The organism is Clostridium sp. CS1-1 (genome assembly GCF_056135525.1).
Genome location: NZ_CM148680.1, coordinates 3,539,061 through 3,562,896, shown reverse-complemented (window position 1 = coordinate 3,562,896; position 23,836 = coordinate 3,539,061). Strand labels below are relative to the sequence as shown.

Here is a 23,836-nt window from a genome sequence, read left to right as displayed (position 1 = left end):
GAAAAGGCGACTTAACTCTAATATAGCAACCTGTTTGAATAGTAGGTTTATAGTGTTTCATCAGCCTTCGCTTCAAGAACAGAATCTAATACTAACTCACCTTTAAAATCCCCAATTTGTTTCAATGTTTTCTTGCAGAAAACTGTGAAACAAATTGAGGGATTTTAAGTTCATTAGTATAAGATTCTGTAATCTTTTGCTCAAAGCTGATTCCACACTATAAACCTACTATTCAAACATATCAAAAGTTGGATTATTATTCTAACTTTTTTAATAAGGTAATTGTAGTTTTTGCCATCTTAAAGGCATGCTAATGCCTGATATCGGAGACTTAGAAAAGTATTATCTTATAATCTAGACGAGTTTAAGAAATATTAAGAATATTGTCCGTTAGGACTCAAGGATAATAGAGGTTAGGTGCCACTCACCTGGCAAGTGGCAAGTTGAATATTATTAGAGAAAATATTGGAGAAATCGAGAACTTTTAAGTTCATTATTATAAATTTTTCTAATAATGAGCTGTTTTAATTTTCAAATTCGTTTATATCATCAAAACTCTCCACTAAGAATTACAAAAATTTATATTAGAGTACTTACGTACATTAATAGGTAGGTATCAGATAAATTTCTATCTATATGTTTTTACTAAGTATAAAAACAAGATTATATTAGAGTCCTTACGGACTTTGCTTTGTTATATTTTGTCATACGAGTCTAATTTAGAAAGGGTATACTTTTTGAAGCCTCCGGCATAAGGCATTAGCATGCCTTTATGGATAACTAAATATTAATAATCTTATTAAAAAGTTATATTTAATATTTAACTTATCACTTGTCAGATGGATGCACTTAAAACAAGGTTAAGGATAAAGTTTAGAACTGTTTTAAGGTTAGGTTTATAGTGTGGAGTCAGCTTCGACCAAAAGACTACATCATCTTATGCTAACGAATTTAAAGACTCTCAATTTTTTTCACAGTTTTCTATAAGAAAACATTGAAAAAAATTGGAGTCTTTAAAAATGAGTTAGTATTAGATGATGTTCTTGAAGGGAGGGCTGACGTAACACTGTGAACCTAACCTTAAAACAGCGTATTAACCTTAATTTAAGTCGTACTTTTTTGAGATTGCTCAAGTATCGCAGATTTATGATTAATGAACATAATATGAATGTGTTATATTAATCTCTGTACAAACTTCGCCTATTTTTCAGTTTATTTTTGCCATACCAGTGAATATCTCCAAAAGAGTTTGCGTTTAATCTTAGCTGTTGGTATGTGTTTTTTAGCCAATGACCTTATATCATTCATTGTCATATATGTGTCATGTTCACCATGTCTTTCCCAAACTTCTTTTGAATGGGCATCATCTTTTTGTAATCTTTTATTTTTTACCAAGTTCATTACAATATTAGGTATAACAGCACTGTACCATATAATGTAATCACTTAATGACTTCGCTTTTACAAGGTCTAATATAATCAGTTTGCCACCCTTTTTAAGTTTATTCTTTGCAAAATTAAGTAACCATTCATAAGGTAAGTGATGTGCTGTTGCTGTTGTTATAATAATATCAATACCATTGTTTTCAAATTTCATATCGAGAATGTTGCCGCAAATATACTCAATATTCTTGTTACGATTTAAAGTTTTTGCTTTTTCAATCATTTTATCTGCAAGGTCAACTGCTATTACTTTTTTAGATTTTTTTGATAACATAAATGAGAGTTCACCTTTGCCACAACCTATGTCAAGGCAAGTTTCAACATTATTTGGTACAAATTTTATGAGATGGTTGAAATAGCAGTTGTTGTGATTCCATTTTAATTCGTCAAGTTGTGAAATTTCATTAAAATCAGTTTTTACAACATCATAGTCATCCATTTTTATGCCTCCCATAATATAAATTATTTATGTATTATATCAAGTTTAAATAATAACCATAAATTATAAGATATGGTTATGATCCAATATTTGTAAACTCATATTAGAGTTATTATAGACATTATCTTACTAGATTTTATAGGATAAGTCTAATCTAGAAAGAAAATACTTTTATGGTCGTCTGCATAAAGGATTAGCATTACTTTAAAAATAAGCTAGTATTAGATTTTGTTCCTGAAATGATGGCTGACGTAATACTATAAGGCTCACTTTAAAGAAACCTCTCAGCTCACGATAGTCGTTTTTGCAAAGTTAAAAGTATATTAGGTGCAAGATTTGTTTTCGTTATAGAAAGCGAGGGAACTATAAATAACACAAATAAAGCCTTGAACAAATTTATGATAGAATTTATCTGTAAAGATATTCTATTGATATAATTAAATAAGGGATGTGTTATTAGTGAATAAATTACCTGAAATGTTTGAGGAATTTAGTGAAGCAAGAAAACAAGGCTTTATATCTATTAAAAATTTAAAAGATCAAGGAAAGAAAGTCGTAGGTACCTTTTGTACTTTTACTCCTTGGGAGGTTATAAATGCAGCAGGCGCAGTGGCAGTTTCTCTATGTGCAAAAAGCGATGAGACAATACCAGATGCGGAGAAACATCTTCCAAGAAATTTATGTCCATTAATAAAATCAAGTTATGGTTTTGCAATTACAGACAAATGTCCTTATTTTTATTTTTCAGATATGATTGTAGGAGAAACTACATGTGATGGAAAGAAAAAGATGTACGAATATTTAGGTGAGATAAAAAATGTACACGTTATGCAACTTCCACAAACATATAAAGGGGAAGATGCTTATAGAGTATGGAGAAATGAAATAGTAAAACTAAAAGAAAAACTGGAAAAGGAATTTAATGTAGAGATAACAGAGGAGAAATTAAAACAATCCATTAAGCTTCGTAATAGGGAGAGGTTGGCATTAAAAGAGTTTTATGAATTAGGAAAAATGTGTCCACCACCGATAACCGGGTTAGAGATGCTAAAGGTATTAAATGGAGCTTCTTTTAAATGGGACAAGAATGGAGAAATAAAGGAACTTGACCAGTTAATAAATAAATCTAAAGATGAATATGAAGAAGGAGCAAGAAAGGTTTCAGCTAATGCAAAGAGAATCCTAATTACAGGATGTCCTATGGGTGAAGCTACAGAAAAGATAATAAAGGCTATAGAGGAAAATGGGGGAGTAGTTGTTTGTTACGAAAACTGTACAGGGATTAAGGAAATTAGTAAATTAGTAGATGAAACTATTGACCCAATAGATGCAATTGCTGACAAATATTTAAATATTGGGTGTTCTTGCATGAGCCCAAATGATAACAGAATAAATCTTCTTTCTGAATTAATTGATGATTATAAGGTAGATGGAGTGGTAGATGTTATTTTACAAGCTTGCCACACTTACAGTGTAGAAACCTTTAACATTAAAAGATTCGTAAATGACAAAAAGAATATACCATATATGAGTATAGAAACAGATTATTCTCAGACAGATGTTGGACAAATAAATACTAGAATTTCTGCCTTTGTAGAGATGTTGTAACTTAGATTCAACTAAATCTGTTATTATAGGCTAGAATGGATATCTATGTGGTGTGTAGTTGAAATAAATAGAGTTTAAAAGACAAAAACCTTCTTTAGTTACAAGTTGGCTAAGGAAGGTTTTTATATACTTTTGCAAAGCTTAGGTTAATAAATATTTAAAAGCAGATTATTTTTACGCTTGTTCATAAAACACAAGTTTTGAATTAATAGTCAATTAGTTAAATCCTAAGTCTATACTTCAAAGGTTTTTAGAAAATGTTTAGCGGCAGAAGAAAGATAATGATTTTTCATCCATATTATAGCCGTTCGTGTTTCTACAGAAGCTAAATTAATTTCTTTGTACTTTAGGTTTGAGTTTGGAATAAGCCCTATAGCAGCTTTAGGGACAATAGCCACTCCGATACCAGTGCTTGCCCACAATAGTATCGATCTGACATCGTCGCCTCTACAAATAATTTTAGGTTGAAAGCCTTGTTGCTCGCATGCCTTAACTATCACGTTTTCAAATCTTCGATCGATTACTAAGGAGCTACTAATAAGTTCAGTAATCTCTATATGTTTTTGTTCCTCTGGCCAAGATAAATTACTACTAGCAGCTACCATTGGCTCTTTTGGCAAATATATAGATTCGAAAGTTTCCGTATTGAATGGAGTTCGTATAATTCCAATCTCTATTATTCCGCTATTTAATAACTCTAGTATTCTATAGGTATCTCCATCCCATATTTGAAAATCGATACCAGGATATTTTTCATAGAAGCTGCGTATTCTTTCGGGTAAAAGTGTTGCACCTGAAGAGGGCACAGTGCCAATTGATAATGTTCCGTGAAGCCCTTCATTGATATCATTTAATTCTTTTACTGTGGTTTCCATTAATTTTAACATTTGCTCTGCACGGAACTGTAGTTTTTTACCAATATCCGTTAGTTGGACCTTTCGGGTATTTCTATCTACTAATTTAAACCCCAACTCGTCTTCGAGGAGTTTTAACTGATGGCTAAGTGGAGGTTGAGAGATATGTAATCTTTCAGCAGCCCTGGTTATATTCTCTTCTTCGGCAATAGCAAGAAAATACTTAAGTTGTCTGATATCCATATGAATAATCACTCCCTAAATCTTATTTATATATTATTAGTATAAATGGTATACTTTTTAGATATTTTTTGTATGCAATATTCTCATTTATAATAATATATGAAAGATTGAGTATAATCAAAAAAATATTACTCATCATTTAACTAAATAATAAGCCAATATTATTTGTAGATATGCTTAATGTATATTTTCAAGGGGGGGGATTATCTTGAATGATAACTTAATTTTTTTATGTATAACTTGTTTCTTTGCAGCTTTTGTGGATTCAATATCTGGTGGTGGTGGCATAATAAGTCTACCAGCTTTTTTATTAGCAGGGATACCACCACACTTGGCACTAGGTACAAATAAATTTACATCTTGTTGTTCTACTTTTTCTAGTTCAATAAAATTTGCTCAATCTAATAAAGTTGACTTCAATATATTAAAATATTTAGTACCTTTTAGTTTTGTAGGTGCTGTTTTAGGTGTAACTGCTGTTCTTAGCGTAAAAACAAAATATCTTAACGTAATAATATTAATTCTTTTATTATTTGTTGGGCTGTACAGTTTATTTTCGAAAAATGTAGGTTTAGAGGATAAATTTCAAGGTATTTCAAGACAGAACATATTTTCAGGCATCCTTCTTGCTTTAATATTAGGGTTTTACGATGGCTTTTTAGGGGCCGGTGTAGGCGCTTTCCTGATTTTCGGATTAGTAAGTATATATAAGTTTGATTTTGTAAGAGCTGGTGGAAACTGCAAGGTATTGAACTTTACTGGTAATGTTGCATCTGTGCTTTTATTTGCAATAAGAGGAGAAATTAACTATAAGATAGGTATACCAATTGCTATATGCATGATAATAGGTGCAAATTTAGGAACAAAGGTAGCTTTAAAGAAGGGGGCAAAACTTATAAAACCTATTTTTGTCACCATGGCTTTAGTTGTAGCAACTAAGTTACTCTATGGCGTAGCTATGTAGAGGAAGAGAATATGAATTTTTTTATTGTAAGTTATGATGAGAATGCCTACCTTACCCTAAGCCAAATTATTGAGAATAACAGTCTAGGACAAGTGATAAAAGCTAACGACACTCCAGATGATTGTTTATTAAATAATAAAGAAATAGATATACTTATTATACACTCCTTAGTATCTCTTAGTGAAAGATCCAAAGAACTGTATAACTTAATTAATTCTTTTGATGGAAAGGTCATCGTGATTTCGCGAATAAAGAATAAACAAGCTATCGCATATGCATATTCACTTGGAGTCGAATATTATATCGTTGAACCAATTAATGAGTTTGAAGTTATAGAAATTTTGAAAAGAGTAATCGAGATTCTGAGGCTTGAAAAGTGTGTATTTAATGTTAGAAATATATTAAGAATATCTCAAAGCTGAACCACAAAAAAAGTAATATTATTAATTAGAACGGAATTTTATGATTTTGTAGTAGTGAATTGAGAAATATTCTCCTATAAGGTGAAAATTTTAAAAAACATGTTGACAATAAATTTAAATGTGTGTTATTATATGAAAGCAGTCAAGAATGAGACTAAATAAAAAATGTTTTGAAAAGTTCTTGACATAGAGCAGTAAAGGTGATAAACTTTGTAAGTGTTGAAATAAAACACATTGATCCTTGAAAATTAAACAGAGTGAAGATAAGTTAAAACTTGTTTTTAAATAAACCAGCAATTCTTTGAGTTACTTTAAAGTAACAAAACAGTAATGAGCAAGCAAACTTTTAAATTGAGAGTTTGATCCTGGCTCAGGACGAACGCTGGCGGCGTGCCTAACACATGCAAGTCGAGCGATGAAACCCTTCGGGGTGGATTAGCGGCGGACGGGTGAGTAACACGTGGGTAACCTGCCTCAAAGAGGGGGATAGCCTCCCGAAAGGGAGATTAATACCGCATAACATTAGTTCTTCGCATGAAGAACTAATTAAAGGAGTAATCCGCTTTGAGATGGACCCGCGGCGCATTAGCTAGTTGGTGAGGTAAAGGCTCACCAAGGCGACGATGCGTAGCCGACCTGAGAGGGTGATCGGCCACATTGGAACTGAGATACGGTCCAGACTCCTACGGGAGGCAGCAGTGGGGAATATTGCACAATGGGCGAAAGCCTGATGCAGCAACGCCGCGTGAGTGATGAAGGCCTTCGGGTTGTAAAGCTCTGTCTTTGGGGACGATAATGACGGTACCCAAGGAGGAAGCCACGGCTAACTACGTGCCAGCAGCCGCGGTAATACGTAGGTGGCAAGCGTTGTCCGGATTTACTGGGCGTAAAGGATGCGTAGGCGGATATTTAAGTGAGATGTGAAATTCCCGGGCTTAACTTGGGAGCTGCATTTCAAACTGGATATCTAGAGTGTGGGAGAGGAGAATGGAATTCCTAGTGTAGCGGTGAAATGCGTAGAGATTAGGAAGAACACCAGTGGCGAAGGCGATTCTCTGGACCATAACTGACGCTGAGGCATGAAAGCGTGGGTAGCAAACAGGATTAGATACCCTGGTAGTCCACGCCGTAAACGATGAGTACTAGGTGTAGGAGGGTCCAACCTTCTGTGCCGCAGTTAACACAATAAGTACTCCGCCTGGGAATTACGATCGCAAGATTAAAACTCAAAGGAATTGACGGGGGCCCGCACAAGCAGCGGAGCATGTGGTTTAATTCGAAGCAACGCGAAGAACCTTACCTGGACTTGACATCCCCTGAATTACTCGTAATGGAGGAAGCCCTTCGGGGCAGGGAGACAGGTGGTGCATGGTTGTCGTCAGCTCGTGTCGTGAGATGTTAGGTTAAGTCCTGCAACGAGCGCAACCCTTATCATTAGTTGCTACCATTAAGTTGAGCACTCTAGTGAGACTGCCCGGGTTAACCGGGAGGAAGGTGGGGATGACGTCAAATCATCATGCCCCTTATGTCCAGGGCTACACACGTGCTACAATGGTGAGTACAATTAGATGCAAACCCGCGAGGGGGAGCCAAACTAAAAAACTCATCCCAGTTCGGATTGTAGGCTGAAACTCGCCTACATGAAGCTGGAGTTGCTAGTAATCGCGAATCAGAATGTCGCGGTGAATACGTTCCCGGGCCTTGTACACACCGCCCGTCACACCATGAGAGCTGGCAACACCCGAAGTCCGTGAGGTAACCGTAAGGAGCCAGCGGCCGAAGGTGGGGTCAGTGATTGGGGTGAAGTCGTAACAAGGTAGCCGTAGGAGAACCTGCGGCTGGATCACCTCCTTTCTAAGGAATAATAACTAAGAACTTAGGTTTTTAGTTACATTGGAATTCTGGTTTACACTCTGTTTAATTTTGAGGGATCATAAATAGGTCTTTCGAAAATTAAGTGTTGTTAATTTGATATGGATAGTTATTCATATCAATTGTTGACTGTTAATTTATATATGGGGGTATAGCTCAGCTGGGAGAGCACCTGCCTTGCACGCAGGGGGTCAAGGGTTCGAATCCCTTTATCTCCACCATTGTTCTTTGAAAATTGCACAGTGATAAGCGTTAAATAATGAAAGTTATTTAACATAAATTAAGTAAAGCTAAAGGTATGATTACTTAAATATGGACATCTATATCTGTACTAAAGTATCAATAACACCTTTGTAGATTTATAAACTAAAACTAGAAAATTGATAGAAACGAGCAGGTCGAGGAAGAGCATGAGTGAGGAGCGGAGTTTACTTCAGGTAAATGAGCACCGAAGCGAAGGATCTGAGGTCGAGATGCGAAGTTTATAGCAATTTTCGGTGAATAGGTCAAGCTACAAAGGGCGCATGGTGAATGCCTTGGCACCAGTAGCCGATGAAGGACGCGATAAGCTGCGATAAGCTTCGGGTAGGCGCAAATAGCCTGCGATCCGGAGATTTCCGAATGGGGCAACCCACATAGCTAACGCTATGTACTGTAAACTGAATTCATAGGTTTATAGAGGTAGACCCGGGGAACTGAAACATCTAAGTACCCGGAGGAAGAGAAAGAAAAATCGATTTCCTAAGTAGCGGCGAGCGAAAGGGAAAGAGCCCAAACCAGGAACTTGTTCCTGGGGTTGCGGACAGATCATTAAATACTGTGATTTCTTAATTGAAGAGAGCTGGAAGGCTCCGCCATAGAAGGTAACAGCCCTGTAGGTAAAAAGAATAACAGTCAGATCTGATCCAGAGTACCACGAGACACGTGAAACCTTGTGGGAAGCAGGGAGGACCACCTCCCAAGGCTAAATACTAACTGGTGACCGATAGTGAAGCAGTACCGTGAGGGAAAGGTGAAAAGAACCCCGGAAGGGGAGTGAAATAGAACCTGAAACCGTGTGTCCACAATCAGTCGAAGCAGTTTTACCTGCGACGACGTGCTTTTTGTAGAACGAGCCAGCGAGTTACGATGTGTAGCAAGGTTAAGTATTTAAGATACGTAGCCGAAGGGAAACCGAGTCTGAATAGGGCAAAAAGTTGCATGTCGTAGACCCGAAACCGGGTGACCTATCCATGGACAGGTTGAAGCGGAAGTAAAATTCCGTGGAGGACCGAACCACATTGGTGTTGAAAAACCATGGGATGAGCTGTGGATAGCGGAGAAATTCCAATCGAACTCGGAGATAGCTGGTTCTCCTCGAAATAGCTTTAGGGCTAGCGTTTTGAATGAGTAGTGGAGGTAGAGCACTGAATGGGCTAGGGGCTGACAACAGTTACTGAACCCTATCAAACTCCGAATGCCATATACTTGAATCAAAGCAGTCAGACTACGAATGATAAGATCCGTGGTCAAAAGGGAAACAGCCCAGACCATCAGCTAAGGTCCCAAAGTGTAAGTTAAGTGGAAAAGGATGTGGGATTTCTAAGACAACTAGGATGTTGGCTTAGAAGCAGCCACTCATTTAAAGAGTGCGTAATAGCTCACTAGTCGAGAGATCCTGCGCCGAAGATGTTCGGGGCTAAAACTTACCACCGAAGCTATGGATTGATACGTAAGTATCAGTGGTAGAGGAGCTTCCTGTATGGGTTGAAGTCGTACCGTAAGGAGCGGTGGACTGTACAGGAGTGAGTATGCTGGCATAAGTAGCGAGAAATAAGTGAGAATCTTATTGGTCGAAAACCTAAGGTTTCCTGAGGAAGGCTCGTCCGCTCAGGGTTAGTCGGGACCTAAGCCGAGGCCGAAAGGCGTAGGTGATGGACAATCGGTTGATATTCCGATACCACCAGTTTGCGTTATTACAAATGGGATGACGCAGGAGGATAAGATTTGCGCACTATTGGATGTGCGTCTAAGCGTTTAGGTATACAGGATAGGCAAATCCGCCTGTATTAGCTGAGGCGTGATGGGGAGCCCTTTTGGGCGAAGTATCTGATTCCACGCTGCCAAGAAAAGTCTCTATGGAGTAAACTGGTGCCCGTACCGCAAACCGACACAGGTAGGTGAGGAGAGAATCCTAAGACCAGCGGAAGAATTGTTGTCAAGGAACTCGGCAAATTGACCCCGTAACTTCGGGAGAAGGGGTGCCACCGCAAGGTGGTCGCAGAGAATAGGCCCAAGCAACTGTTTAGCAAAAACACAGGTCTCTGCTAAAGCGAAAGCTGATGTATAGGGGCTGACGCCTGCCCGGTGCTGGAAGGTTAAGGGGAACACTTAGCTTCATGCGAAGGTGTGAACTTAAGCCCCAGTAAACGGCGGCCGTAACTATAACGGTCCTAAGGTAGCGAAATTCCTTGTCGGGTAAGTTCCGACCCGCACGAATGGCGTAATGACTTGGGCACTGTCTCGACAACAAATCCGGCGAAATTGTATTGCGAGTGAAGATGCTCGCTACCCGCGATTGGACGGAAAGACCCCGTAGAGCTTTACTGTAGCTTAGCATTGAGTCTCGGTATTGTCTGTACAGGATAGGTGGGAGACTGCGAAGCAGAGGCGTCAGCCTTTGTGGAGTCGTCCTTGGGATACCACCCTGACAGTACTGGGATTCTAACCGGCGGCCATGAATCTGGTCACGGGACATTGTTAGGTGGGCAGTTTGACTGGGGCGGTCGCCTCCTAAAAAGTAACGGAGGCGCCCAAAGGTTCCCTCAGAACGGTTGGAAATCGTTCGTAGAGTGCAAAGGCAGAAGGGAGCCTGACTGCGACACAAACAAGTGGAGCAGGGACGAAAGTCGGGCTTAGTGATCCGGTGGTACCTCGTGGGAGGGCCATCGCTCAACGGATAAAAGCTACCTCGGGGATAACAGGCTGATCTCCCCCAAGAGTCCACATCGACGGGGAGGTTTGGCACCTCGATGTCGGCTCGTCGCATCCTGGGGCTGAAGTAGGTCCCAAGGGTTGGGCTGTTCGCCCATTAAAGCGGCACGCGAGCTGGGTTCAGAACGTCGTGAGACAGTTCGGTCCCTATCCGTCGCGGGCGTAGGAAATTTGAGAGGAGCTGTCCTTAGTACGAGAGGACCGGGATGGACTGACCTCTGGTGCACCAGTTGTTCCGCCAGGAGCACAGCTGGGTAGCTATGTCGGGACGGGATAAACGCTGAAAGCATCTAAGCGTGAAGCCCACCTCAAGATAAGATTTCCCATAGCGTAAGCTAGTAAGACCCCTTGAAGAACACAAGGTTGATAGGTCAGAGGTGTAAGCATGGTAACATGTTCAGCTGACTGATACTAATAGGTCGAGGGCTTGACCTAAAACATCACTGTGCAATTTTGAGAGAATAACTCTTTCAAACAAAAAGTAACAATAAAAATTGATAGAAGCGAGCAGTTCAAGGAAAAGCTTGAGCGAGGAGCAGAGTTTACTTCAGTAAATGAGCACCACAGCGAAGGATTTGACGCAGAAATGCGAAGCTTATAGCAATTTTTGTAAATCTAGTGGTTATGACGTGAAGGTTACACCCGTTTCCATTCCGAACACGATGGTTAAGCTTCACAGTGCCGATGGTACTGCACGGGAGACTGTGTGGAAGAGTAGGTCGCTGCTAGGTTAACATGGATCTTTAGCTCAGTTGGTTAGAGCAACCGGCTCATAACCGGTTGGTCCGGGGTTCGAGTCCCTGAAGGTCCACCAAAAAGAAGTAGTTTTATGACTACTTCTTTTTATTTTTATAGAAAATAGAATCAAGTTTAAAGGTTAAAAAAAGTACAGATAACATAAATGTTATCTGTACTTCTATTCATTATTGAGCAGCCTGAAGTTTTTGAATACCTACACTTATTCTTCTTAATGTTTCTTCTTTACCTAAAATCTCTGCTATTTCAAAAGCTCCACCAGGTGAAGATTGTTTGCCTGATACAGCAGTTCTTATAGGCCACAATACTATTCCGTTCTTAACTCCTAATTCTTCAACTAATTCCATGCAAGTATTTTGGATATTATTAAGATTCCATTCAGATATACCTTCAAACTTAGGAAGAATCTTTTCGAGGGTTTCTAGTGAATTCTCAAAGGTTGTTTTCATCTTTTTATGTATGTACATATCAATTGAGTATTCAGGTAATTCTTCAAATAAATCTATGAGCTCAGGAATTTGAGTTAATATTTCAACCCTTGTGTGCATTAATTCGCTTATCTTCATAAAATCTAAGTCTTTTGTTATTAATTCTTTGTAATATGGAAGAGCCATTTGATTAAATTCATCTAATGGTAACATTTTTATGTATTCGCTGTTCATCCATCTTAGTTTTACGTCATCGAATATTGATGGAGATTTATTTATATTTCTATAATCAAATATTTGGACTAATTCTTCTAAATTAAATATTTCCTTTTCAGTACCTGGGTTCCAACCTAAGAGAGCTATGTAGTTAACAACAGCATCTTTTAAATAACCTTTTTTTATTAGGTCCTCGAAGGAAGCATCTCCATTTCTTTTACTTAGTTTATGCTGAGCATCTTTCATTATTGGAGGACAGTGGACATAAATAGGAACTTCCCATCCAAAGGCTTCATATAATCTGTTGTATTTTGGAGATGAGGATAAGTATTCACTTCCACGAACAACATGTGTTATACCCATAAGATGATCGTCTACAACATTGGCAAAGTTGTATGTAGGGAAGCCATCAGATTTTATTAATACCATGTCTTCAAGTTCAGAATTGTCTACAGATATAGTTCCATAGATTTTATCATCAAAGGTTGTTGTTCCTGTAGTTGGATTATTTTGTCTAATAACATAAGGAACACCAGATGTCAAATTTTCTTCTATTTCTTCCTTTGATAAATGTAGACAATGTTTATCATATTTAGGGGTCTGCTTTTCAGATTCTGCATTTGCTCTTAACTCATCAATTCTTTCTTTTGAACAGAAGCAATAGTAAGCCTCTCCCTTTTCTATTAACTTTTTAGCATATTCTAAATATATAGGGGTCCTTTCGCTTTGAACATATGGTCCTACAGGTCCACCTATGTCAGGACCTTCATCATGCTTTAATCCTGTAATCTTCAAGGTGTTATAGATAATATCTAAAGCTCCCTCTACGAATCTTTCCTGATCAGTATCTTCAACTCTAAATAAGAAGTCGCCATCTTCATGTTTAGCTATTAAGAAAGCATATAATGCAGTTCTTAAGTTACCAACATGCATATAGCCTGTTGGGCTTGGCGCAAATCTAGTTCTAATTTTAGCCATTTTTTTCACTCCTATTTCTTAAAATAAAAACCTCTCATCACCTGGACGAAAGGTACATTAGCAGAATATTACTCTTATTAAATAATATACTAATGAACATTTTGTGTCAAGGTGGATTTTACTTAGGGCTTCCTGCATAATAGCATGATTGGTTTATTAAATAAGATGTAATTTACAAAATAATTTGACAAATAAAGCAGCTATATAAAAAAGCTTTTAAATTTTATTAAATTTTAGTATAATTCTTTTATAGAGTCAAATCAATAATCTTTAGAAATAAGTTTTTATTATTAGTTTTTAAAGCTACTTACTCATTGAATTTTACAAAGGAGGCAATTATGAAAAAAACAAATAAGTTTGCACTAATTTTAACAAGTACTACAGTAATTCCTTTAATTATAGCGGCTATATCAATGTATATATTAAGTGATAGAAAAAGCGTGTCGATAAAACTGGCACTTAATACACTTTTCACGTTGATATGTATTACATTTATTATTTCAATTATTTTATCAAAATTTATGAGTAAAGAACTAACTACATATCCTAAAGAGCAGACAAGCTTAGGAAGCGATATAGATGGGCAAAACTTTATTTTAATTAAAGAATCTGCAGTTTTATTAAAGGATTCTGCTGCAGCATTGGCACCTTCTTCTGAGGGGATGGTAGCTGCTGCTAATGAAGTTTCACATTCTATACAGGATATTGCTTCTGGAGCTAACACACAAGCTAATGAGATAGTTGATGTGGTTAATTTATTAACTAACTTAACAGATGAAATTAGTTTAGTTCAGCAGAAATTGACGGTTGTTGCAGAAAACACAAAAGAAACAGAAAATAAGGCTATAGAAGGAGAAAATCAAATTTATGATTTGATTAATTTTATCGTGAAGATAAAAATGTCTTTTGACATTGTGAAGGATAAGATCAACGGACTTTCAACAACTGTAGGGGAGATAGGTAAAATTACTGACATTATAAGTGGGATATCAGAGCAAACTAACTTACTAGCTCTAAATGCTTCTATAGAGGCTGCACGTGCAGGTGAACATGGTAGAGGATTTACAGTAGTCGCGAGTGAAGTAAGAAAACTAGCTGAAGAATCAAAAGGTTCTTCAGAAAAAATTATTAATTTGGTAAAATCTATTACAGTAGAAACTGAAGAGGTTATGGAAAACTCGGGTAAGGTTGGACAATTATTAGAAGAACAGGCAGTAGTAGCAAATGATACAATAATATCTTTTGAAGATATTATTCATTCTGTAAAAAATGTTCCTCAATTGATAAATGAAACTGAAAAATCCCTAAAAGGTGTTATAGATAATAATGATATGGTTCTGAAGAAAGTACAAAATATATCAGAAGCAGCTCAAGAGGTTTCGGCAGCCTCTGAACAAATTTCGGCTTCTACACAAGAACTTTTAGTATCCACTGAGGAGGTTTGTTATTTATCTAGCAAGATTGATGAACAATCTAAGGAATTAAGTAAAAAAATAGAGCGTATCGAATAACAATTAAATTATAATATTAAGAAACCTGACGAAAGTATATTTTGTCAGGTTTTTAGTTTTCAGTACAAAGGAAATATTATATAAGTGTTATTCTATTGGCTTAAATAGGATAAACAGATTTCTAAACATCAGATGGAATTCTAACTCCACCTGGCGGTTATTAACAGAGTTCTTAGTAGATTTGGCACTTACAAATCAGTATCCTTTGGAAAAATAGTTATTTAAGGATGTAGCCGTTCTTTAATTCCTCTTTTTAGGAGATGGATTATTAAGGCGGGTAATCTTGGATAAAATATGTTTAATTTTACATACGACTTAGTAAATACAAGTTTCAATGAGAAAAATGTAGCTATTTTGGAATAACATCATATAAAGGTAAATTGACATAAATGAGTATTATTGTTATAAATAATATAGCACATATCGTTATTAGTGTGCATACATTAATATTAATAAATTATATTGTGATATAACATTATTTTAAATAATATCATATAAATTTAGGGGGAAGGTCAAATGTCTATAAAGGTTGCTATTAATGGATTTGGAAGAATTGGAAGAGCTGCGTTAAGAATTGCTCAGGAAAGATTAGATGATAATATAGAGATTGTAGCTATAAATGCTAGAGCGGATAGTAAAACATTAGCTCATCTTTTTAAATACGATTCTTGCTATGGAACGTTTAGGGGTAGTTTAAAGACTACAGAGAAATCGATTATAATCAATGGGTCAGAAATAAAAATACTTAATGAAAATGATCCTGAAAAATTACCTTGGAAAAAGCTTGGTGTAGATATAGTTATAGAATCTACAGGAATATTTACCAATAGTGAAAAGTTAAATAAGCATATAAAAGCTGGTGCAAAAAAAGTTATACTAACTGCTCCTGCAAAAGATGATGACGTTTTAACTGTAGTTATGGGAGTAAATGAAAAAGATTTTGATACAAATAGACATAATATAATTTCAAATGCCTCTTGTACTACTAACTGTTTAGCGCCTTTTGCTAAAGTACTAGATGATAACTTTGGAATTGAAAAAGGATTAATGACAACCATACATTCATATACTAACGATCAAAGAATATTAGATAAAACTCATAAAGATTTAAGAAGAGCTAGAGCTGCTGGTGAGTCAATAATTCCAACTACTACTGGAGCTGCTAAAGCTGTAGCAAAAGTTCTTCCAAATCTAAAAGGAAGACTAAACGGATTCTCAGTTAGAATACCAACTCCTACAGTTTCACTAACAGATTTAGTTTGTGAGCTTTCAAGACCAGTTACTGTAGAAGAGGTTAATAATGCTTTTAAAGAAGCTGCTGAAGGATATATGGAAGGAATACTTGGATATTCTGAAGAGCCACTTGTTTCAATAGATTATAAAGGTGATGATAGATCATCAATAGTAGATGGGCTTTCAACAATGGTAATTAGTGATAATATGATAAAAGTAGTTGCATGGTATGACAATGAATGGGGATATTCATGTAGAACTGTGGACTTAGTTAACTATGTAGCAGAACAAATGATTGAGCAATATGAATATAATATGGTAATGGCAGTTAATGCATAAAAAATCTTATGGTTTTCCGAAAAGGAGAGCCATAATTTTTTTGTAAGAATCATATAATAAGAATTATATGATTTGATGGTGAAAGTAGCTTATCCGATGACTACCCGCTCTAATACCCTAACGCACGGTGTGAAAGCGACTATCACCAAATTGGAGATTTGGAATATGTGCTTTTATTTACGTGAGGGTAAAGAGCGGCTACGTCCCTGGATAACGATTTCTAAGTCTCAAAGACACTAAGAACTCTGTTTATAGCAATATCTCTTTAAACTATGCAGGAAAAGCTTAAGTTATGTAGAAAATAATTTAAGTAGAGAATTCATCGGATAAATATTTAAGGGGGAGATTATATGGCTGATTTAAGCGTAAATATTAATAGGATAAAATTGAAAAATCCAGTTATGACTGCTTCCGGTCCACAGGTAAGAGATGCTAAATGTATAATTGAATGTGCAAATCAGGGAGTTGGTGCAATAGTTACAAAAACTTTTTCTACGGAATGTACTAAAACACCAAGACCCTATATGCAGGAGATTGGACATGGAGCATTTTTAAGTAGTGAGCTTTCCTCTGAGATGCCTGTTGAGCAATGGATGGAAGAGGAATATAATCGATGTAAAGATTTAGATATTCCATTTATCGTAAGTTTAGGATATACAGCGGAGGAAATTGAAAAGTTAACGCCTATAGTAGCTCCTTACGCTGATATAATTGAAATTTCGACTCATTATATGGAAAAGGATATTGAATCTGTAATAAAGTCTCTAAAGGCAGCAAAAAAGAGCGATAAACTAGTGTATATAAAATTAAGTCCTGGTATAACTAAAATAGGATGGTATGTAAAAAGATTGGTTGAAGAGGGAGCTGACGGATTCGTAGCTGTCAATTCTTTAGGGCCTTGTCTTAATATTGATATAGAGACTGGGCTACCTTATCTTGGGAATGAAAAAGGGTATGGTTGGCTTTCTGGCAAGGCGTTAAATCCTATAGCTTTAAGATATGTTTATTCTATTGCGAATTCTGTTAGAGTTCCTGTAATTGGGGTTGGAGGGATTTCAAGTGGTGCAGACGTAGTTGCCATGATTATGGCAGGAGCAACAGCAGTTCAAATCTGTACTGCAGCTATTCTGGAAGGCCCTACTGTATATGCCAAAGTTATTAGAGAGCTAAATGATTGGCTAGACAGTCATAATTACAAGAGTGTCGAAGAAATAAGAGGATTAACTGCTAAAAAGATAAGTGAAAGAAAGATCATAACTGATCCAATTACACCACAAGTAAATGAAGAAAGATGTACATCTTGTGGAGAATGTTTTAAAAGCTGTGCTTATGATGCTATTGAGATTAAAGATAAGGCTGTAATAAGTAAAGTAAAATGTTTTGGCTGTGGTTTATGTTTAACTAGATGTCCAGAATCAGCAATAAAGTAAAGTTTAGAAGTCGTTATCCAGGGACATAGTCGCTCTTTCCTCTCCCTTGAAAAAGGGGGAGGAAAGAGCGGGTAGTCATCGGATAAAGCATATAAGAAATTTTAAAAACGCAGAAGCATAAAAGTTGATTTTTACGCTTCTGCGTTTATCTTATAATTGCATATACTTTACATTTACGCCTTCAACGTCAAGTAGCTCTCGTTCAAGGTCTTTTATCTTTTCTAGTTCTGCGCAGATATGTAGAATTATTAGTCCTCTTTCAGAACAAGAGTCTGAATGAACCTCATGTAATCCAAGTCTAGTTTTTATTATACATCCATGCTTTGTTAAGACTGTTTGAGTTTGAGGTGCATGAGCAGTTCTCGGATCAATAGTTATCGCCATAATTGTAGTTTCCAAAAAGATCACTCCTTGTTTATAAAAAAATTTATTTTCAATACTCTTTAATATACCCCGAATAAAGAAGATTATTCCACCATACAGTTAATTAAAGGTAGAGGAAGTATTTCCTCTACCTTTGATCATACTAAATATTTTTCAGTGCATCTTTTATTTGTTCTAATAAAAGGTTTTTATCCATGGAGTCAGGGTCTTCGATAGAATTTATAAGAGAGAGAATTTTGTTTCGAACTACACTAAATTTTTGTGGTAGAATGCCAGGTGTAAAGCTATCACCGGGTTTAGCAATAAAAGTAGAATAACCATTTAACTGAAGTAATTCGTTAAAGCCTTTTTGTGCATTGTCATCACCATGTACTAATATAACCTTCTCGGGCTTAGCTTTAAAGCCTTCAAGCCAATCTATGAGCCCGGTTTGGTCGGCGTGACCTGAAAGACCGTGTAAATTATAGACTTTAGCGTTAACAGCAACTTCTTCACCTAGTATCTTAACTTTTTTAGCGCCATCTAAAATACTTCTTCCTAAAGTTCCTTCAGCTTGATACCCTACAAAGACTATGGAGCACTCTCTTCGCCATAGATTATGCTTTAAATGGTGCTTTATTCTTCCCGCTTCACACATACCGCTAGCAGAAATTATTATAGATCCACTTTGGACTTTGTTAAGTTTCATAGACTCTTCAGCTGACTTTGTAAAGGTTAGCCCTTTGAAACTTAAAGGATCATCTCCATTATTCAAAAGCTTAGTTGCTTCTTCATCATAGTATTTATGGTACTTTGAAAAAATTGCAGTAGATTCAGAAGCTAAAGGGCTATCTACATAAATGGAAGCACCAGTTAGCACATTACCTTCAACATACTTATTAAGAGTGTATAAAACTTCTTGGGTTCTGCCAACAGCAAAGGATGGGATTATTACATTGCCTCCCTTCCTGAAAGTATCTTTAATAATTTTTGCAAAGTCTTGTAACTCTGTGGATAAATTACCATGAAGCCTATTTCCATAGGTGGTTTCCATGATAATATAATCTGCATAATCAATAATGGTTGGATCTTTTAAGATTGGTATATGCTTATTTCCAAGATCGCCAGTATAAACTATTTTAATTTGCTTATTTTCTTCTGTTATAAGCATCTCTATTATTGCAGATCCCAAGAGATGACCTGCATCCCTAAACTTAATTTTTAATCCATCAAAAACCTCTATCCATTGATCATAAGGGTATCCTTTAAAAAGATACATTGCTACTTGAGCCAGTTTAGAGGTATATAAAGGTTCTAATAAAGGAAGGCCTTGTCTTGCTCTCTTCCTATTTTTCCATTCTACTTCAGATTCTAGAATATGACCGCTGTCTGCTAGCATAACATTACATAAGTCTAGGGTGCCCTCTGTGCATAGAACAGTACCCTTAAACCCTTGTTTATATAGAAGAGGAATTCTACCGCTATGATCAGTATGTGCGTGAGATAACAGTACAAAATCAATATCCTTTGGATTAAATGCAAAGGTCTCATTACCTCTTTCGTGTTCATCTTTTCCTTGATACATGCCACAGTCTAACAAAACATTTTTACCTTTAATTTTAAGAAGGTGGCAAGAGCCAGTAACACAGCCTGCAGCACCATTGAATTCAATTTTCAATTAAATCCCCCCTTAACAATTTTATGTTTAATTTAGTGTTAAAATAAATATTATAGTTCGATTATTAAAATAATATCACTAATCTATTAGTAAAATGTATTGTTTACAAATATATACAAAAATATACGTAATTTAGTAACTTTAATAGTGTTGCGATTTTAATTTTTCATTAGCTATAATAATTTGTCCTAAAGATACTCCTTCATCATTGGTTGGAATGGTTTTGTGCGAATAAACATTAAAGGTTTCTCTTTCTAAAGAAATGATTAAGTTTTTCAAAATATATGAGTTTTGAAATACTCCACCACTTAAAACTACTTTGTTTAATAAAGTATCCTTTCTTATGATTATACACATTTCAGTAGACAACTTCACCACTGTATTATGAAATTTTGCTGAGATGTATTCTAAGGCTTTATTATTCAGTATATCTAACAGTATAGCTTTTATCGTTACATAAGGTTTTATTACATAATAGTTAATCTTTTTATTTCTGATATGATTTTGGTTGTTACATGATGAAAATATATCAGTGGAAAAATCATTGCATATCTCATACGGATAAAAATCATTACAGTTTTCATCTATTAATGCTTCCAATTCAATTGAAGCTTGACCTTCATAGGAAATAATGTGCCTTATACCTAAAATGCTGGATACAGCATCAAAAAACCTCCCCATACTTGAAGTTTGGATGCAGTTAATATTACTATGAATCATATTAATCAAGTTTAAGCAATCTGTATTCTGATTTTTAAATATATTTTTGCTAATAAATTGAGAAATCTTTTCTTTGGTTAAGTTCTCTAAAGCCAAGTATAAGGAAAGTTCCTCATCATTACGATTTAAATAGTACATAATGGTTTGAAAAACATAGGATACTGCCATTCTCCAAGGCTCCTTAATAGCTTTCTCTCCACCGGGCATATTAATATAATCTAAGTGAGATATTCTATTAAAATTAGTAAAATTACAAATAAAAAATTCTCCACCCCAAATTTTTTTATCTTCCCCATAACCAGTACCATCAAAAGCTATACCAATAACAGTTTCATTAAGGTTGTTTTCTGTCATACAGCTTGCTATGTGAGCATGATGATGCTGTACTGGTATTTTAGGTAAAGATGAGCTTTCTGCATATTTAGTAGAAGTGTAATTAGGATGTATATCGTGGGATATATAACATGGGTCAAATGAAAAAATTCCTTTAAAGTGCTCTATATTTCTTTTGAAATGATTAAAAGTCTGTATGTTTTCTAAATCTCCATTATATCCGCTTAAAAATAGAAAGTCGTTATTGGATATACAAAAGGTATTCTTCATGTTTGATCCACAGGCTAAAATTTTATTAGTTATTTTCAATCTAAAGGGCTCAGGTACATACCCTCTTGCTCTTCTTAATATACGCGCCTCATTATTAATTACCTTAACAATAGAATCATCTAGAGGAATTAGAATATCCCGATTATGCATAAGAAAGTAGTCTGCTACATCTTGAAGATTCGTTATAGCACTAGTGTTTTTATATTCTATTGGAAAACCACTTAAATTTCCACTTGTCATAATAAGTATATTTATTATATCTCCGAAAAAAAGAAGACTATGTAAAGGAGTGTAAGGAAGCATAACACCTAAGGTTTTTTGAAAAGGAGAAATATTTTCAGGAAGATGGCAAGAGTTACTTTTATCTAAAATAACTATAGGCTTTCTTGTACCAGTAAGTAAGGCTTCTTCTAGTGGATTGCACAAACAATAGCTTTTTATAGTATTCATGTCTTTCATCATTATAGCAAACGGTTTATGAGGTCTTCTTTTTCTTTCTCTAAGAGTTTTAATCGCAACTTGATTAGTTCCATCACAAACCAAATGAAATCCGCCTAAACCTTTTACTGCAAATATTTTTCCTTCTTTAAGCTTACTTTGAACCCATGAGATAACTTCATTTTCATCTATATCTAATTTTTTTCCTCTTTTGTCGGTTGCCCATATCTTTGGACCACAAGAAGCACAAGCATTAGGTTGAGCATGAAATCTTCTATCGTCGGGATTTAGATATTCTTCACTACAACTATCGCACATTTTAAAATCTTTCATTGTGGTTGTTGATCTATCATAAGGTAGATTTCTAGTAATAGTAAAACGAGGGCCACAATTTGTGCAATTGGTAAAGGGATATTTATATCGTCTGTTCTGTGCATTGCAGATATCCTTTTCGCATTCAGTACACATAGCAATATCAGGGGAAATAAGTGTTGTATGATTATTATTGACTTCACTTTCTTTTATTGAAAAGCTTGTGTAATTAAATATAACTTTAGATGTTATAATTAAATCTTCTATTTTTGAAAGAGGAGGTGCATTATGTTTTAAGCTATAAATAAGACTTTCTATGCTATCCTCTGTTCCTTCTGCATCTATGTATACACCTTCAGAGTTGTTGTTCACCCAACCTTTCAAATTTAATTTTTTTGCTAAATTATATATAAAAGGTCTAAAGCCTACACCTTGTACTATTCCATGAATTTTGATAAATACTCTTTTCATACTATATCATCTCCACATATGAAGTAAAATTTAAATTTTTATCTTATAGTCACTAATTATATATTTTGTTTATAAGAATCTTATTACAAAAAAGTAATTAAGGAATGGAGCAAATCTCCATTCCTTAATTATTTAAATATATTTTCCTCTTCTTTTTCTTCTTCTCATATCTATTATTTTTTTAACAATAAAACCTATTATACCTAGTGAAACCAAAACTATTCCAGCAGCAGCTCCGTAAATAGGTAAATTAGCTTTTAATACCGCTCCTTTAGAGACATTAGTATATAACTTATAATCCTTAGAAGCATTTCTTTCTTTGATATTTAATTTACCAATAGGATTATCTCCTTTTAAACTGGAAACAGCTATTGTATCTAATTTTAACTCTTCTTTTAGTTCTTGTTTGTTAATGGAATTATCATAGTAATTAACATCTTCTTTAACTATAATAGGCACATCTATACTCTTTTCAGGTCCAATAAATCCCAAAGGCTTATATTTAATTGTCTTATTAGCTATGACAGAATCTTTTTTATGTAAATTTACAGGTTTCGCGGCGTAGCTCCAGTCAATAATTTTTTTCGTATCGTCAAATACGAAAGTATCATTTGCATCATAAAGGGAATTCATCACGATACCTAAAATTTTTCTGCCATCTCTCTCATATACAGTAACAAGGCATCTACCAGCAGGAACAGTATAACCAGTTTTTCCTCCGATATTACCATCTTTGCCTAAAAGCTTATTTCTATTTTCTATGATAAATGTGGTACCTTTTGCAGTTTTTATAGTACTTTTTGCTTTGCCCATAGATTCCTTTACCCAAGCGTTTTGAGAAGCTGCCTTAGCAACGACACTTAAATCATATGCTGTAGTGTAATGATTAGGATCATGGAGTCCATTAGGTGTAATAAAGTGAGTATTTTTTAGACCTAATTTTTTGATTTCCTCATTCATTTTGTTTTCAAAATCCTTAGCATCTGTTCCTACATTTTCAGCTATCATATAAGCAACATCATTTCCAGAATACAACAGAAGCCCATCCATAGCATCTCCAGCGGACATTGTTTCACCAACATCGATAGAATGTAGGTTTAGATTTAAAGAATATTCTGGCTGACTCTTAGCTCCTTGTGTGTACTTAAGCATATCAGATTTATTCTTGTTTTCTGCAAGGAGTAGTGCTGTCAAAAGCTTTGTAGTACTAGCAGGGTACATTTGCTTGTCTATGTCTTTAGCATATATTATTTCACCCGTTTGCATGTCTATGGAAATACCTGCTTTACCATAAATTTGAGGCTCTGCTTGTGAAGTATTTCCTGCAGCAAATACATTAGAAGTTAAGGTGAGAGTAAAAATAAGTGTAGATAGTAAGGATAACTTTTTTCGTTTCACGGTTCATCTCTCCATTTGCTATAATTTTTCTAATAACAATTTGCCACAAATATATTAGCTTTAACAGGATAGAATATGTCATGATTTTTTTCAACCAATTAAAGCTCTACAACCTTGCATGCGGCAGTATGTTTTTAGATACGTT

Annotated in this window: 13 protein-coding genes, 2 tRNA genes and 3 rRNA genes; 11 read left to right on the top strand and 7 right to left on the bottom strand. The window is 35.4% G+C overall.

Features of this window, described 5'->3' with window-relative positions; all coding sequences use genetic code 11:
* Positions 1-1,212: 1,212 nt before the first annotated feature.
* Complete coding sequence (locus AC0N0V_RS16750) at positions 1,213-1,881, bottom strand: class I SAM-dependent methyltransferase (RefSeq protein WP_474459438.1); 669 nt, start codon at positions 1,879-1,881, stop codon at positions 1,213-1,215.
* 459 nt (positions 1,882-2,340) lie between these two features.
* Between AC0N0V_RS16750 and AC0N0V_RS16745 the strand changes: the two genes are divergently transcribed.
* Complete coding sequence (locus AC0N0V_RS16745; protein ID WP_474459436.1) at positions 2,341-3,489, top strand: double-cubane-cluster-containing anaerobic reductase; 1,149 nt, start codon at positions 2,341-2,343, stop codon at positions 3,487-3,489.
* A 233-nt stretch (positions 3,490-3,722) separates the two neighbouring features.
* Here AC0N0V_RS16745 and AC0N0V_RS16740 read toward each other — a convergent pair whose 3' ends face one another.
* Positions 3,723-4,586 carry a LysR family transcriptional regulator gene (locus tag AC0N0V_RS16740; protein WP_474459434.1) on the bottom strand — a complete coding sequence of 288 codons (864 nt, stop codon included), beginning with the start codon at positions 4,584-4,586 and terminating at the stop codon, positions 3,723-3,725.
* Between the two features lie 208 nt (positions 4,587-4,794).
* Between AC0N0V_RS16740 and AC0N0V_RS16735 the strand changes: the two genes are divergently transcribed.
* From AC0N0V_RS16735 to AC0N0V_RS16705, 7 genes are all read left to right on the top strand, one after another.
* A complete protein-coding gene (locus tag AC0N0V_RS16735; RefSeq protein ID WP_474459432.1) occupies positions 4,795-5,550 on the top strand; it encodes a TSUP family transporter in 756 nt (251 codons plus the stop codon).
* Between the two features lie 11 nt (positions 5,551-5,561).
* Positions 5,562-5,972, top strand: coding sequence for a response regulator (locus AC0N0V_RS16730; protein ID WP_474459429.1), 411 nt, complete (start codon positions 5,562-5,564; stop codon positions 5,970-5,972).
* A gap of 347 nt (positions 5,973-6,319) precedes the next feature.
* A 16S ribosomal RNA gene (locus AC0N0V_RS16725) occupies positions 6,320-7,826 on the top strand.
* 163 nt (positions 7,827-7,989) lie between these two features.
* A tRNA-Ala gene (locus tag AC0N0V_RS16720) sits at positions 7,990-8,065 on the top strand.
* Positions 8,066-8,348: 283 nt separating this feature from the next.
* A 23S ribosomal RNA gene (locus tag AC0N0V_RS16715) occupies positions 8,349-11,252 on the top strand.
* A gap of 179 nt (positions 11,253-11,431) precedes the next feature.
* Positions 11,432-11,548, top strand: a 5S ribosomal RNA gene (gene rrf / locus AC0N0V_RS16710).
* Together the 16S, 23S and 5S rRNA genes with 2 tRNA genes alongside form the textbook arrangement of a ribosomal RNA operon.
* A gap of 6 nt (positions 11,549-11,554) precedes the next feature.
* A tRNA-Ile gene (locus tag AC0N0V_RS16705) sits at positions 11,555-11,631 on the top strand.
* 109 nt (positions 11,632-11,740) lie between these two features.
* On the opposite strand, the gene gltX is transcribed toward AC0N0V_RS16705, so the two are convergent.
* Positions 11,741-13,195: a glutamate--tRNA ligase gene (gene gltX / locus AC0N0V_RS16700; protein ID WP_474459427.1), complete on the bottom strand. Its 1,455-nt coding sequence runs from the start codon at positions 13,193-13,195 to the stop codon at positions 11,741-11,743.
* Positions 13,196-13,533: 338 nt separating this feature from the next.
* Here gltX and AC0N0V_RS16695 point away from each other — a divergent pair, with 338 nt between their 5' ends.
* The 3 genes from AC0N0V_RS16695 to AC0N0V_RS16685 all read left to right on the top strand — a co-directional run bounded on the left by AC0N0V_RS16695 (position 13,534) and on the right by AC0N0V_RS16685 (position 17,708).
* The gene (locus AC0N0V_RS16695) at positions 13,534-14,706 is read left to right on the top strand and encodes a methyl-accepting chemotaxis protein (RefSeq protein WP_474459424.1); all 1,173 of its coding nucleotides are present in this window, start codon (positions 13,534-13,536) and stop codon (positions 14,704-14,706) included.
* 516 nt (positions 14,707-15,222) lie between these two features.
* Positions 15,223-16,278, top strand: a complete 1,056-nt coding sequence (gene gap / locus AC0N0V_RS16690) for a type I glyceraldehyde-3-phosphate dehydrogenase (RefSeq protein WP_474459421.1) — start codon at positions 15,223-15,225, stop codon at positions 16,276-16,278.
* 350 nt (positions 16,279-16,628) lie between these two features.
* Positions 16,629-17,708 carry a dihydroorotate dehydrogenase gene (locus AC0N0V_RS16685; protein WP_474459419.1) on the top strand — a complete coding sequence of 360 codons (1,080 nt, stop codon included), beginning with the start codon at positions 16,629-16,631 and terminating at the stop codon, positions 17,706-17,708.
* A 150-nt stretch (positions 17,709-17,858) separates the two neighbouring features.
* Here AC0N0V_RS16685 and AC0N0V_RS16680 read toward each other — a convergent pair whose 3' ends face one another.
* The 4 genes from AC0N0V_RS16680 to AC0N0V_RS16665 all read right to left on the bottom strand — a co-directional run bounded on the left by AC0N0V_RS16680 (position 17,859) and on the right by AC0N0V_RS16665 (position 23,691).
* On the bottom strand, positions 17,859-18,107 hold the full coding sequence (locus AC0N0V_RS16680; protein ID WP_474459417.1) for a CPF_0552 family protein: 249 nt from the start codon (positions 18,105-18,107) through the stop codon (positions 17,859-17,861).
* Positions 18,108-18,234: 127 nt separating this feature from the next.
* A complete protein-coding gene (locus tag AC0N0V_RS16675; protein ID WP_474459414.1) occupies positions 18,235-19,749 on the bottom strand; it encodes an MBL fold metallo-hydrolase RNA specificity domain-containing protein in 1,515 nt (504 codons plus the stop codon).
* A 141-nt stretch (positions 19,750-19,890) separates the two neighbouring features.
* On the bottom strand, positions 19,891-22,293 hold the full coding sequence (gene hypF / locus AC0N0V_RS16670) for a carbamoyltransferase HypF (protein ID WP_474459412.1): 2,403 nt from the start codon (positions 22,291-22,293) through the stop codon (positions 19,891-19,893).
* 132 nt (positions 22,294-22,425) lie between these two features.
* Positions 22,426-23,691, bottom strand: a complete 1,266-nt coding sequence (locus tag AC0N0V_RS16665) for a D-alanyl-D-alanine carboxypeptidase family protein (RefSeq protein ID WP_474459410.1) — start codon at positions 23,689-23,691, stop codon at positions 22,426-22,428.
* Positions 23,692-23,836: the final 145 nt, after the last annotated feature.